The sequence below is a fragment of the Paenibacillus sp. Y412MC10 genome (genome assembly GCF_000024685.1).
Lineage (GTDB): Bacteria > Bacillota > Bacilli > Paenibacillales > Paenibacillaceae > Paenibacillus_AQ > Paenibacillus_AQ lautus_A.
On the sequence record NC_013406.1, the window covers coordinates 2,014,177 to 2,027,736 of the forward strand.

Annotated in this window: 14 protein-coding genes; all 14 read left to right on the forward strand. The window is 54.5% G+C overall.

The features are described 5' to 3' along the window. The 14 genes from GYMC10_RS08555 to GYMC10_RS08625 all read left to right on the forward strand — a co-directional run bounded on the left by GYMC10_RS08555 (position 1) and on the right by GYMC10_RS08625 (position 13,555). Complete coding sequence (locus GYMC10_RS08555) at positions 1-1,248, forward strand: DUF58 domain-containing protein (RefSeq protein WP_015734154.1); 1,248 nt, start codon at positions 1-3, stop codon at positions 1,246-1,248. After that, on the forward strand, positions 1,245-3,485 hold the full coding sequence (locus tag GYMC10_RS08560; RefSeq protein WP_015734155.1) for a DUF4129 domain-containing transglutaminase family protein: 2,241 nt from the start codon (positions 1,245-1,247) through the stop codon (positions 3,483-3,485). The genes GYMC10_RS08555 and GYMC10_RS08560 overlap by 4 nt, the downstream gene beginning before the upstream one ends. A 235-nt stretch (positions 3,486-3,720) precedes the next feature. Next, on the forward strand, positions 3,721-4,251 hold the full coding sequence (locus GYMC10_RS08565) for a YqeG family HAD IIIA-type phosphatase (protein ID WP_015734156.1): 531 nt from the start codon (positions 3,721-3,723) through the stop codon (positions 4,249-4,251). Beyond that, positions 4,248-5,375, forward strand: a complete 1,128-nt coding sequence (gene yqeH, locus GYMC10_RS08570) for a ribosome biogenesis GTPase YqeH (protein WP_015734157.1) — start codon at positions 4,248-4,250, stop codon at positions 5,373-5,375. Before GYMC10_RS08565 ends, yqeH begins: the two co-directional genes overlap by 4 nt. Positions 5,376-5,428: 53 nt before the next feature. Next, positions 5,429-6,295: a shikimate dehydrogenase gene (locus GYMC10_RS08575; RefSeq protein ID WP_015734158.1), complete on the forward strand. Its 867-nt coding sequence runs from the start codon at positions 5,429-5,431 to the stop codon at positions 6,293-6,295. Positions 6,296-6,395: 100 nt separating this feature from the next. Beyond that, the gene (gene yhbY, locus GYMC10_RS08580) at positions 6,396-6,686 is read left to right on the forward strand and encodes a ribosome assembly RNA-binding protein YhbY (protein ID WP_009592173.1); all 291 of its coding nucleotides are present in this window, start codon (positions 6,396-6,398) and stop codon (positions 6,684-6,686) included. A 64-nt stretch (positions 6,687-6,750) separates the two neighbouring features. After that, complete coding sequence (gene nadD / locus GYMC10_RS08585) at positions 6,751-7,341, forward strand: nicotinate-nucleotide adenylyltransferase (protein WP_015734159.1); 591 nt, start codon at positions 6,751-6,753, stop codon at positions 7,339-7,341. Next, positions 7,325-7,903: a bis(5'-nucleosyl)-tetraphosphatase (symmetrical) YqeK gene (yqeK, locus tag GYMC10_RS08590; RefSeq protein WP_015734160.1), complete on the forward strand. Its 579-nt coding sequence runs from the start codon at positions 7,325-7,327 to the stop codon at positions 7,901-7,903. The genes nadD and yqeK overlap by 17 nt, the downstream gene beginning before the upstream one ends. Then, positions 7,900-8,247 carry a ribosome silencing factor gene (gene rsfS / locus GYMC10_RS08595; protein WP_009592160.1) on the forward strand — a complete coding sequence of 116 codons (348 nt, stop codon included), beginning with the start codon at positions 7,900-7,902 and terminating at the stop codon, positions 8,245-8,247. Before yqeK ends, rsfS begins: the two co-directional genes overlap by 4 nt. Then, positions 8,244-9,146 (forward strand): S1 RNA-binding domain-containing protein, encoded by a 903-nt coding sequence (locus GYMC10_RS08600; RefSeq protein ID WP_015734161.1) that lies wholly within the window; start codon positions 8,244-8,246, stop codon positions 9,144-9,146. The genes rsfS and GYMC10_RS08600 overlap by 4 nt, the downstream gene beginning before the upstream one ends. A gap of 42 nt (positions 9,147-9,188) precedes the next feature. Continuing rightward, positions 9,189-9,959: a class I SAM-dependent DNA methyltransferase gene (locus tag GYMC10_RS08605; RefSeq protein WP_015734162.1), complete on the forward strand. Its 771-nt coding sequence runs from the start codon at positions 9,189-9,191 to the stop codon at positions 9,957-9,959. Positions 9,960-10,395: 436 nt separating this feature from the next. Then, positions 10,396-11,262: a sugar phosphate isomerase/epimerase family protein gene (locus tag GYMC10_RS08615; RefSeq protein WP_015734163.1), complete on the forward strand. Its 867-nt coding sequence runs from the start codon at positions 10,396-10,398 to the stop codon at positions 11,260-11,262. 25 nt (positions 11,263-11,287) lie between these two features. Then, complete coding sequence (locus GYMC10_RS08620) at positions 11,288-12,457, forward strand: Gfo/Idh/MocA family protein (RefSeq protein WP_015734164.1); 1,170 nt, start codon at positions 11,288-11,290, stop codon at positions 12,455-12,457. A 24-nt stretch (positions 12,458-12,481) separates the two neighbouring features. Next, the gene (locus GYMC10_RS08625; RefSeq protein WP_015734165.1) at positions 12,482-13,555 is read left to right on the forward strand and encodes a Gfo/Idh/MocA family protein; all 1,074 of its coding nucleotides are present in this window, start codon (positions 12,482-12,484) and stop codon (positions 13,553-13,555) included. The last annotated feature ends 5 nt before the right edge of the window (positions 13,556-13,560 follow it).

The following is a 13,560-nucleotide window of genomic DNA, read 5'->3' on the forward strand; positions in this document are numbered from 1 at the left end:
ATGCGCCGCGCGGTTTCGTTATTTTTGAATGGCATGCAGCCGTCCAGACTGGCAGCGGTATTGGCGGTATGGTGCCTATGTCTTTTGTATGTTTTATTCCAGGGAGGGAAAACCTCGCTCATGCTCTTCTCCATGGTCAGCCTTCTGACGGTCTATCTGATCGGCGCGGGTTTTGGCGGGGTCAATCGCGTCAAAGCGCACCGGGTCGTCCTTGGGGGAACGGAGCGCGTTGGAGAACAGCTTCATGCCGGCGAGCAGGTGCGCGTTAAGCTAGAGGTCCATGTCCCAGGGTTGCTGCCGATGCCCTATATGATCGTGCGTGAAGTGCTGCAGAGGCATAACGGCGACTCCTGGTCCTTTGAAGACAGCGTCATTCCGAACCTCCGGGGGGCAGGCAAGCTTGTATTCCAGACTCCTCCGCTCGAACGCGGGCGATATGTTTTTTCCAAGACGGAATGCATAAGCGAAGATATCTTCGGATTGATGGAGCATAAGGGACGCATCGAGGTTGAAACGGATTTCCGCGTTCTTCCGAGAACCATTTATATTCCAAAGTGGCAGCGGAACATACGGAACTCCAGATTGGGCGGGACGCAAACCACGGTGTCGGCTGCAAGGCGGGAAACCACGCAGATCAACGGCGTCCGCGATTATGTGTATGGCGACCGGATCTCCCGGATTCACTGGAATGCAACGGCGAAGACCGGCTCTTGGAAATCGAAGGAATTCGAGCATGAGTCCTTCCCCAGAACGATGATCGTTCTGGATTGCGCCGCCGACGGGTACGACAATGCCCAGCAATTCGAGCTTGCCGTATCGGCAGCCGCTTCGCTGATCGAATACGGGGCCAAGGAGCATGCGGGGACGGGGCTGTTCACGGCTGCCCAGGAAACCCAAATGTTCGCTCCGGCCGATCACGCCGGGGAACGGATGCGCATGATTCAGCATCTGGTTGACGTGGATTATAACCGGAAGAGCAAGCTGATTGCTGCCCTTGAGAAATCCTATCGCCATTTCCCAAAAGGAGCCTTGTTCCTGCTGATCAGCCCGATGAGCGGCAAAGAGGCTTCAGAGATCATGCGCTGGGTGGAGACCAGAGGGATGAACCCTTGCTTCTTGCAAATCGCTCCTTCCAAAGAAACAACAAAACGCGATGAATCGATTTCGCTCCTGCAATCCCGGGGGATCTCAAGTTATTCGGTTGCTTCCCTCGATGAGCTTCCGGCTGCGCTGGGAGGTGGTGCATGATGAAGTTATGGCTGGACAAACTATCGACGACCTTCTTCAGCACGTTAACGATGCTGTGGATCTGGATCATGGGGATGCAGTGGGTATCCTTCACGGAAACGATATGGCTGTCGGAAACGACCGCCATCGTTATCGCGGCTTTAACGATTACGGCGGTTACCGAAGCGCTGCTGCAGATCAAGCAGGGTTACCGAGTCGTTCTCCAGTTTCTATTGATCCTGTATTGCGTATACAGTTTGCTGAAAACTTCCGGCAATCCGGTTCCTGTCTTCGGAGCGGAAAGTTTCCTGACCGAAGAACTCCTGTATCTCTTTCCTTATTTATGGTTTGCTATCGCTGCTTGGGCCATGTTCCTCTTTCTTGCCCGCTGGGCCAAAACCAAGGGACGCGTCCTTCTTGTAGTCGGGATCCACGTCATTAGTTTTGCCATTTTGGATTCCTTCACGAAAATCGTGCTGTGGGATGAGATTGCTTGGGTCGTCGGGGCCGGAATGGGCTGGCTCGTATCCAGCCACTTCAACCGGTTCCGCAGACGCTTTCCTCAAGGATGGGTCAATCTGTCGAAGTATCCGTTTAAGATTATCGCCAATATTCTGGTCATTTTCTCATTGATTATCGTGGCCGGCGTGAACATGCCCCACGTGAAGCCGACACTGACCGATCCTTATACGGCATGGAGAGAGTGGAACGGGGTACCGTTATCCGGCGTCGGCACATCGGGGACCGGAACCCTTATCGAGTCGGCGTCCGAAAGCATGTCCGGTTACGGAAGAGAGGATAACGATCTTGGCGGCGGTTTTAATTTTGATTATTCGCCGGTGATGTCGATCACCTCGGAAGAACGCAGCTATTGGCGCGGCGAAACCAGAGCCGTGTACTCGGGCACGGGCTGGGCTGACGGAGCCAGCAGCCGTCGATCCGGGACGGGAGTCGACATCGGCGACTCCTTGCCGGGAGAAGCCGGCACATCCGTACCTACCAAAAAGCTGGAACAATCGGTAACGATGCTGAGCGACACGGTGTATCCGGTCTTGTTCGGGGCCTACAGCGTTCGTCAGCTGGAAAGCCTGGATGAGGACATCGATCCGGGCCGGCTCAGCTGGGTGACCGAAGGCGCGGAGATGCATTTGGACGACGTTCGCGATGCGGACTATCCGAAGAGTTATACCTTAACGTCGGAAGTTCCCGTCATCCCGATCGATGAGCTGAGCGCCAGAACTTATGATGAACTGTATTCCGGCTCGTTCGACGAAGCCTACGTCCAGATGCCGAGAAATTTCCCGGACCGCGTATCGGATCTGGCTGAAGAAATTACGGCGGACGGAGACACGCCGTATGAGAAGGTTATGCTTTTGCAACAATATTTAACGAGCAACTATACCTATACCAACACCCCCGACCTTTCGCTCAAAAAGAGCGACGATTTCGTAGATGCCTTTTTGTTCGAAATTATGGAAGGGTATTGCGATTACTTCTCCACGTCTATGGTGATGATGACTCGGTCGCTGGATATCCCTGCACGCTGGGTCAAGGGTTACGCCCCCGGCAGGATGACGGCTTCGGAATACGTTCCGGTCGACGGTCAAACCTCGATCGAGCCTGATAACTATACCGTTACAAACGCTGACGCCCATTCCTGGGTTGAAGTTTACTTCGGCGAGTACGGCTGGGTTCCGATCGAAGCGACTCCGGGATTCAGCATGCCGATTCTGACGGCCGACGCCGACGCTGAGCCCGTCATCGAAGAGGAAGTCGAAGAGGAAGAGAAGGCCGAGGACGAGGCAGCTCCTGCCCCAACTTCTGATAATCCATCATCCGGATGGGTTAAAATCATAGTAACGGCAGCGGTGGTTGTCATCGTGCTGTGGATTCTGTATATCTTGTGGAGAATGCGCATCAGCCTGCGCTTCGCCGGGGCACGGATTCGAGCAGGCAAGCCGCTGACGGCAGCGGATAAGGTGATTGCCGAGACGGAACGCTGGATCCGTTCCGTGCAGCGCAAGGGGTTGGTAAGGCAAGAACATGAAACGCTCCGTGAATCGGTTCGCCGCTGGGCATATGCACATCCTGAACTGGAAGCAGAGCTGAGACCGCTGCTGCAGCAGTTTGAGGCTGCCCGTTACAGCCCTGCGGAAGTGAAGGAAGAGCAGTGGCGCTCGGTCCAACAGGATGCCGAGAAGCTGAAGAAGTCCATCAAGAAGGTCCGCATTGTGCCGGACAAACGTCTATCAACGTAATCCAAGAAGACAGACCGCGTCACAAGTGGTTGTTCTTGCGATATCAGGATAGCTTGATATGAATACGTTCTGATATCGGTCATTTCAAGACCGCCCGGTCCGCTTCGACGGCTGCCGGGTGGTCTTTTGCTGGTAAAGATTGCAATCCGGAAAGAAGGAAGGCGCCGGCCGTGATTATTTTTACTAAGGAACCGGAATATGGTATAGTTTTTCGTATGAAATTGAGGTGACGAATTTGTTTGAAATGTTAATCCCAAAGCTCCGTGTCAACACGGTTTTTGATATTAACCTGGAGGAATTATATGAGCAGGGGTATCGTGGAATCATTACCGATTTGGACAATACCCTTGTTGGGGCCAAGGCGCCGCTTGCCACGCCGGAATTGGTCGTTTGGTTCAAAAGAGTGAAGGAGATCGGTTTCCAGCTCATCATCGTCTCGAATAATCAGCTCGAGCGCGTATCTAAATTCGCGACGCCGCTGGACATCCAGTATGTGCATGAAGCCCGCAAGCCAAGCAATACTCCGTTTCGCAAAGCGATGAACATGATGGAGCTCACTCCGGAGAAAACGGTTGTTGTCGGCGACCAGATGCTGACCGACGTATACGGCGGGAATCGGCTCGGCTTGTATACGGTTCTGGTTATGCCCATCGCCATCAACGATGAAGGATGGTTTACCCGCCTCGTCAATCGTCGGGTGGAACGCATCGCCTTGACCCGTTTGCGCAAAAAAGGATTATGGATGGAGGAGGAACCGAAATCATGACGTTGCCTACAGGCGGAGATGACATCAAGAAGTGCAGCGGCTGCGGCATACCGCTTCAGAGCGCTGCACAGGACAAGCCGGGCTATTTGCCGGAGAAGGCTTGGGACCGCGACCCGGTTATTTGCCAGCGCTGTTTCCGTATCAAGAATTACAACGAGGCTTCTTCGGTCGCCGTAGACCAGGATGAATTTTTACGGCTGCTCGGACAGATCGGCGGCAAGAATGCGCTGGTCATTCACATCGTGGATCTTTTCGATTTTGAAGGAAGCCTGATTTCAGGGCTGCAGCGGTTTGTCGGCAACAATCCGGTGATTCTGGCGGTTAACAAAACCGATCTTCTGCCGAAGGTGACCAATTGGAACAAGGTTCTGAATTGGGTGCAGAAGCAGTGCAAGGAGCATGGCCTGAGAACGGAAGACATCGTGCTCTGCAGCGCGAAGAAGAACCAAGGCTTTGAGCGGCTGCTGGAGACGGTTGCGCATTACAGGGGCGACCGGGATGTCTATGTGGTCGGCGCCACGAACGTGGGGAAATCCAGCTTGATCAATCGCCTGATCCGCGACTACAGCGATCTGGACCAGGAGCTGACCGTTTCCCGTTATCCCGGAACGACGCTCGATATGGTCAATATTCCGCTGGATGACGGCCGGTATATTATTGATACGCCGGGCATTGTGTACCCATGGCGCTACAGCGAGCTCGTGAGCCGTGAGGATCTGGGGACGGTCATGCCGGAGAATCCGCTGAAGCCGATGGTATACCAGCTGAACGAAGGGCAGACCCTCTTCTTCGGAGGTTTCGGCCGCTTTGATTTTCTGCAAGGGGAGCATCAATCCTTTACTTGTTTCATCAGCGGCCGGCTCGGCATTCATCGGACCAAGCTGGAACGGGCGGATTCGCTATTTGCGGAGCATGCCGGGGAGCTGCTGTCCCCGCCGACCAAGGAACGGCTTGAAGAGCTTCCGGAATGGACGAGGCACGAAATCCGTATTCCTAAAGGTGCGCGCCAAGACGTGTTTATCTCGGGACTCGGCTGGATCAAGATCAACGGTGAGCAGGGAGCGCTTGTAGCGGTTCATGTACCTAAAGGAATCAAAGTCCTGTCGCGTCCATCCCTGATATAAGTGATATATCCCAATGGTAACCGTCCGGCTATCATGGGAGAGGCAGAGGAGAAATGAAAGTGAATCCAATGAACGAGCGTGATTATTTGCTCCTTGGCGTAATGGGGGATCCGATCGGCCACTCGAAATCGCCGGCCATGCATGATGCGGCGATTAACGCCCTCGGTTTGTCAGGAGCGTACGTCCCCCTTCATATTCGTCCGCAGGGCCTGGGCGACGCCATCCAGGCCGTCAAAGTACTGGGATTTCGAGGGGTGAACGTAACGATCCCGCACAAGGTGGAAGTCATGAAGTATTTGGACGTCGTCGATGAAGGGGCGCAGCGCATCGGTGCCGTGAACACCATCGTCAATGACAACGGCAAATTGACGGGTTACAATACGGACGGCATCGGATATGTTCGTTCATTAAAGGATGAAGCCTGTCCCGACCTGAAGGGAAAGCGAATCGTTGTCATCGGTGCGGGCGGTGCCGCAAGAGGCATCATCTATGCCCTCATCGGCGAAGGGCCCGAGAAGATATCCATTGTAAATCGGACGTCCGCCAAAGCATTGGCGCTTGCCGAGGAGTGGGGCTCGCTTGCGGACTTGAGAGGGTACGGAGAGGAACAGGCCGGAGAGGCGTTGTCGGATGCCGATGTAATCATTAACACGACCTCGGTGGGCATGTTTCCCCGGGTTTCGGAGCTTCCCATTCCGCCGGAGTCCATACGTGAAGGGATCGTTGTCAGCGATTTGATCTACAATCCGTTGAAGACCGAGCTGCTGCGGCAAGGGGAGCTTCGGCGATGCACCATACACGGCGGGCTTGGAATGTTCATTAATCAAGGCGCCTATGCATTCGAATATTGGACGGGTCTGACGGCACCCGTGCAGGCCATGAAGGAAGCCGTTCTGACCAGCTTCCAATCCGAGTCTTAATATCTTTGTTTATTGATTAATGCTTATGCAAAAGCTACAATATAGCTTTCGACAAGCGCCAGGTTTTAATAATTGAATGTTTAAGGAGTAATGACCAAGCATGTTAACAGGAAAGCAAAAACGACATTTACGCTCGCTCGCCCATCATCTGGATCCGCTGTTCCAGGTAGGCAAGGGAGGCAGCAACGAGCATCTGATCCGTCATATTTCCGAGGCGATCGAGAAGCGGGAACTCATGAAGGTATCCGTGCTCAACAACTGTCTTGAAGACCCGCGCGAAATCGCCCAGGAGCTTGCTGAAGGAGCCGGAGCCGAGCTGGTGCAGGTGATCGGCAAGACGATCGTGCTTTATAAAGAATCGAAAGACCACAAAACCATCGAACTGCCGTAGGGGGGCCGGACGGCTCCAGCTTAGCGGATATTAATAACTCTCTAATTAGGGGAGGTGAACCCGGATGAAGGTAGGGATAATGGGCGGAACCTTCGATCCCATTCATATCGGGCATATGCTCGCAGCCGAATGCGCGCGGGACGCTTACGATCTGGAAGAGGTGTGGTTTATGCCAAGCCACATTCCGCCGCACAAGGAAGATGCCGGCGTAACGGGCCTGATGAGGCTGGAGATGACCGCTGAAGCCGTAGCCGGCCATCCGTCGTTTCGCACGTTGGATTGGGAAGTGAAACGCGGCGGCGTCTCCTACACGGTAGATACGGTCAGAGAGCTGCGCGATGCGTACCCCGAGCATGACTTCTACTTCATTATCGGTGCGGATATGGTTGCGTATCTTCCCAAGTGGAACCGGATCGGCGAACTGGCGGAAATGCTGACTTTTATCGGGCTTAACCGTCCCGGAACCAAACTATCGGTGGATGATCTGCCTGATTTTCTGCAAAAGGCGGTTGTCACGGCCGAGATGCCGCTGATCGAAATCTCCTCCACCATCATTCGGAGCCGGGCGGCATCAGGCTCGTCCATCCGTTATATGGTGCCGGACCGAGTATACGATTATATTGTTAGGAGCGGTATTTATGGATTACAGCCGTGATGAACTCATAGAAGCCGTATCCTCCCAGATGCCGGCCAAGCGCTGGGAGCATACCAAAGGCGTCATGGAAACCGCGGTCATCCTTGCTGGCAGGTTCGGAGCCGACCCGGTTAAGGCGGACTTGGCCGCCATCCTTCATGACGTGGCCAAATACTGGCCCGTGCAGAAGCTTCATCAGATGATGGTGGAGCATAAGCTCTCCGACGAGCTGCTCCATTACGACAAACAGCTTTGGCATGCTGAAGTCGGGGCATTCGTAGCGGAACACGAATATGGCGTAACGGATGCCGAAGTGCTTGATGCCATTCGGTACCATACGTCGGGGCGCATCGGCATGACGCTCCTTGACAAGGTGGTCTGCCTGGCGGATTATATGGAACCGGGGCGGGATTTCCCCGGCGTGAATAATATTCGCGAACTGGCCAACCATAGCCTTGAAGAGGCGCTTGCAGCCGGATTTGATTCGACGATTGGATATCTGCTCTCGCGCAGACAAATCATTTTTCCGTTGACGGTGCTAGCCCGCAACGATCTAATTAAGCAATTGGAGGCGAATTCATGACGTTGAAACCGAATGAATTGTTAAATGTGGCAGTAGCTGCCGCTGAAGATAAAAAAGCGATGGATATCGTGGTCCTGGATCTCAGAGGGATTTCCCTGATCGCCGACTACTTTGTCATTTGCCACGGTAACTCGGATACCCAGGTTCAAGCGATCGCAACCGAGGTCCGCAAACGGGCTCATGACGAGGGCGTGGCATTGCGCGGACTGGAAGGAATGGATGCTGCCCGCTGGGTGCTGATGGACCTTGGCGACGTGATCGTTCATATTTTTCACCGCGATGAGCGGGAATACTACAACATCGAGCGTCTGTGGTCGGATGCCAAAGTGGTGGAGAACGTATGAGTCTGATTGCCGGCACATTAACGAAACTCGTTGTATCCAGGGAAGTGTCCCCTTACGGTTATTTTCTGGATGGCGGAGATCGGGATGTGCTTCTTCACTATTCGGAGCTTACGGGTAAAATCGAGCCGGGGGATACGATAGAGGTCTTTATATTCTTCGATACGGAAGACCGCCTGGCCGCAACGATGAAGAAGCCGTACCTAACGCTGGGCGAAACGGCGAAGCTTGAAGTGGCCGACGTCCATCCGCGCCTCGGCTGTTTCCTTGAGATGGGACTTGGCAGGCAGCTGTTGCTTCCGATCCGGGAATTGCCGGAGATGCGGGAGCTTCACCCGCAAGTGGGAGACCACGTGTTTGTGATCATGGAGCATGATAAGCAAGGCCGGCTGCGAGCGAAACTCGCCGGGGAACAAGAGCTAGCTCCGCTTGCGTTCCATGCGCCGGATTCGTGGAAAGGCCAATGGTTTACTGCCCTGGTGTATAAACCGCTCCAGATGGGCACGTTTGTCATCATCGACGGCGGCGTGGTCGGCTTCGGCGCGATCGGCATGATCCATTCCTCGGAACGGACGCGGATGCTGCGTCTTGGCGAAGAGGTAAAGGTTCGGGTCAGCCATATCCGGGAGGATGGCAGGGTCAACCTGTCCATGGTTCCGCAAAAAGAGATCGGACGGACCGATGATGCAGACCGGCTGCTGGCTTTTCTGAAGGAGCGTCCGGGCCATGCGATGCCGTATTCGGATGAAACGCCGCCCGACATCATCAAGCAGCGTTTCGGCATCAGCAAATCCGCCTTTAAACGCGCGCTTGGCAAGTTGATGAAGGACGGTTTGGTTACGCAAAAGGACAGCTGGACGTATATGGTCAATCAAGAGGAGAACTCCGGTTCAAACGAATAACCCGGCAAGGTAGGGGAAGCTTCTAAGGAAAGTGGTGTCATCATGTTGTCTTACCGCAAGTTTGCTTACGTATATGATCAACTCATGGAAGACATGCCGTACCCGGACTGGATCCGCTTTGCGAGAACCGCCTGGGAGAAGCACGGAATGCCAAAAAGCGTCGTCGAGCTCGGATGCGGGACAGGCAGCATCACCATACCGCTCGTCAACTCCGGTTTTGAAGTAACGGGGATTGACCTGTCAGCGGATATGCTGTCGGTTGCCAGGCGCAAGCTGGAGGGCATGCCCCAGGGACATCGCTTGTTCCGGGAAGGGAGCGTCCGCTGGGTGCAGCAGGACATGCGTTCCTGGGAGCTGCCCGAGCAGGTGGATTCCGTCATTTCATTTTGTGATTGTGTGAACTACCTGCTGGAGGAGAAGGACATCCGCTCCGCTTTTGCAAGGACCTACAACGGTCTCAAGGAAGGCGGCACGTTCCTGTTTGACGTGCATCACCCCAATACGCTGCTGCGATACGACGAAGAGCAGCCATTTGTTCTGGATGAACGGGAAGTGTCCTATATATGGACATGCGACCTGGACGAACGCCGGATGGAGATTGAACACCATCTCTCCATTTTTGCGCGGGATGACCAAGACCGAACGATCTACCGCCGCTTTGAAGAAACGCATATCCAGCGGGGATACGACCCGGAATGGATGAAGGTTGAGCTGATTAAGGCCGGATTCCGGGACGTGAAATGCTATGCCGATTTTGAGTGGACGGAAGCGGGTCAGGATGCATCCAGGCTGTTCTACGTTGCCGTAAAATAAACGAATACCCTAAGGAGAAGGCACGCTTCTTCGTCTATTCAGGACGGAGGAGGTGCCTTTTTAGGTTATATAAGAGTGCCTATACTTTGAGTCCGGGATTTTTCAAAAAAACGCTGCGGATGCGACGGCTCGTCGCGGTCTGTTCTCAAGAGAAACACGTCGATAGACTCAGTTCTTGCGTCAACGGGCGATTCATTATATTCAAAGACATTTCTTTTCGGCTTTATTTGACTGTGGTTAAGGTTCATGGGAAGGGATATGGGTTTGCTTTCGGTACTGTGCTACGATGGGGGATAGATAGGATGAGCAGATATGAGAGCGCTATCTTTCGGGAGGCTTTTAACCATCCGGAACGCACTGAATGACATCATATGAGTTCAACGTTGGTCAAATGATGCATAAGCTAATAAATTTGGTCGAGAGAGGATGAATGATTATGAAACTGTCCGTATTTACGGTCGCCACCCCTGATTTACTGCCGGAGGAATTGGCCCAAGCGGCGGCGGATGCCGGTATCGAAGGGATCGAGTGGCGCTTCAAGGAAATTCCGGCAGAGGCTGCCGAAGAGAAGCCTTCCTTCTGGGGGCATAACCGCTGCTCCATCGATCCGAACGGCACGCAGGAAGATTGGCTCAGGTTTAAGCAAGCAGCCGACAAGCATGGCCGGCGCAGTCTTGCGGTCGTTCCTTATCTGACCTGCGGCGACGTGGAAGCGACGGAGAAAGTCATGCAAGCGGCCAAGCTGATCGGAGCCTCTTTCATTCGTGTGGGGATTCCGGGATATAACCGAACGCGCAATTACAACGAACTGTACGACCAGGCGGTTCGTTACCTTCATGAGGTGCAGGATCTTGCTGCCGCTTACGGGGTTAAAGCCGTGGTGGAAACCCATCATCTTACGATCACTCCGAGCGCCGGACTGACGCACCGGCTCGTATCCCACTTCAATCCGCAGCATATCGGCGTGCTGTATGATCCGGGCAACATGGTCCATGAAGGTTACGAGAACTACCGGATGGGCTTGGAGCTTCTCGGTCCCTACGTGGCTCATGTCCATGTGAAGAACGGGGGATATCGAAAAACGCCTTCCGAGGATGGAAGCTCGGCATCCTGGTCCGGAGAATGGGTCTCGCTTGACCAAGGGGCCGTCCCATGGAAGCAGGTCATTCAGGATTTGCAGTCGGTCGGCTATGAAGGTTACTACGGAATCGAGGATTTTAGCGGGACGTTTGAATCCAGGGAGATGCTGCTTCGTTTTGCCGAGCAGATGAACATGTGGGCAGACCTTAAACAAAGCGTATAGGACACTTATGAAGGAGGCGATAGATATGGAACAGGTAAGAGTAGGGGTTATCGGACTGGGGATGGGTTTTTCGCATGCCAAATCGCTTGCCGCGGGGCGGATTGCGGGGGCGCGGCTTAGCGCCATATGCGACCTCAACCCGGCCAAGCAGGAAGAAGCGAGGGCTACGCTCCCTTCGGACGTGAAAATTTGGAGTGACACGGACGCTATGATCTCTTCGGGAGAGATCGATGCGGTGATTATTGCAACGCCCCATTATGCCCATCCTCAAGTGGCCATCGCGTGCCTGAACCAAGGACTCCACGTCCTGATTGAGAAGCCGGCGGGCGTGTATACGAAGCAGGTGCGGGAAATGAACCGCGCGGCCGAAGCAAGCGGCAAAGTGTTCTCGATCATGTACAATCAGCGCTGCAATCCGCTGTATAAAAAGCTTAGAGAGCTCATCGCGGCCGGCGAGCTCGGCGAGGTGCGGCGGATGAATTGGATCGTCACGAATTGGTACCGCTCACAGAGTTATTACGATTCAGGCGGATGGCGCGCGACTTGGGCGGGAGAAGGCGGAGGCGTCCTGATTAACCAATCTCCGCACCAGCTGGATCTGTGGCAGTGGACAACCGGCATGATGCCAAAGAGAATCCGCGCATTTTGTTCCTTCGGCAAGTACCGGAACATTGAAGTGGAAGACGACGTGACGGCTTATGCGGAATACGAGAACGGCGCCACGGCCGTCTTCATTACGACAACGGGGGAAGCGCCGGGCACGAATCGGTATGAAGTGACGGGAGACCGCGGTAAAATCGTCATCGAGGACGGCAAGCTTACCTTCTGGCGTCTCCGGGTGCCTGAACCGGAGTTCAATCAGCAGTATACCGGGGGCTTCGGCGAACCGGAATGCTGGAAATGCGAGGTGCCGATTTCGGGGGACAATCCGCAGCATAACGGCATCATCCAGAACTTTGCGGACGCCATTTTGCACGGAACGCCATTGATTGCGCCGGGCGAAGAGGGAATCCACGGATTGACCCTGTCCAATGCCATGCATTTGTCCACCTGGACCGACAATTGGGTCGACCTGCCGTTGGACGAAGATCTGTATTACGAGATGCTGCAAGAACGGATAGCGAATTCGTCCACCCGGAAAACGGTCAAGGAGATCGGGCCGGTGGATATGAGCAAGACGTTTGGCGCTTATTAAATTACAATCGGGGAGGCTCTTGGTATGGACCGCAGCAATGGAATGCTCTATGCGCCGGTGGGCAAGGCCCAGCCGGTGTGCAAGCCCGGAGAATTTATTTTTGCAGCCATGTCGCTGGAGCATGGCCATATATACGGCATGTGCAACGGCTTGATTGAGGCCGGGGCGACGCTGAAGTGGGTGTATGACCCAGACCCCGCCAAGGTTGCTGCTTTTTGCAAGGCATACCCGGAGGCAGCCGTGGCTTCCTCCGAGGCCCAGGTGCTGGAAGATGCCGAAGTTCATCTGGTGGCGGCTGCCGCCATTCCTTCGGAGAGATGCGAGCTTGGCCTGAAGGTCATGTCGCACGGCAAGGATTATTTCACGGATAAAACGCCGTTCACCACGCTGGAGCAGGTGAACGCTGCACGCGCGAAAGCCGCGGAGACGGGCAAGAAATACATGGTCTATTACAGTGAACGGCTGCATGTGGAGAGTGCCGTCCATGCCGGGAAGCTGATTCAGGACGGGGCGATCGGGCGAGTGGTGCAAGTGATGGGAACCGGACCGCACCGTTTGAATGCGTCCTCCCGCCCGGACTGGTTTTTCCGTCATCAACAGTACGGGGGCATCCTGTGTGACATCGGCTCCCACCAGATCGAACAATTTTTGTTTTATGCGGGATGCCGCGATGCCAAGGTGCTCAGCAGCAAGGTGGGCAATTATGCGAATCCGGAATACCCCGAGCTGGAGGATTTCGGAGATGCAACGCTGGTGGGAGACAATGGAGCCACCAATTATTTCCGCGTCGATTGGCTGACGCCCGGAGGACTTGGCACTTGGGGCGACGGCAGAACCTTTATTCTGGGAACGGAAGGATACATCGAGCTTCGCAAATACATCGATATCGCAAGGCATCCGCAGGGGGATCATCTGTACTTGGTTAACGGTGAAGGAGAGTTTCATATGGAACTCCAGGGGAAAGTGGGCTATCCGTTTTTCGGGGAGCTTATCCTGGACTGCCTGGAACGCACGGAACATGCCATGTCCCAGGAGCATGCCTTCAAGGCCGGAGAATTGTGCGTGATTGCCCAAAATGAAGCCGTGCGCATTCCCTAAAATCA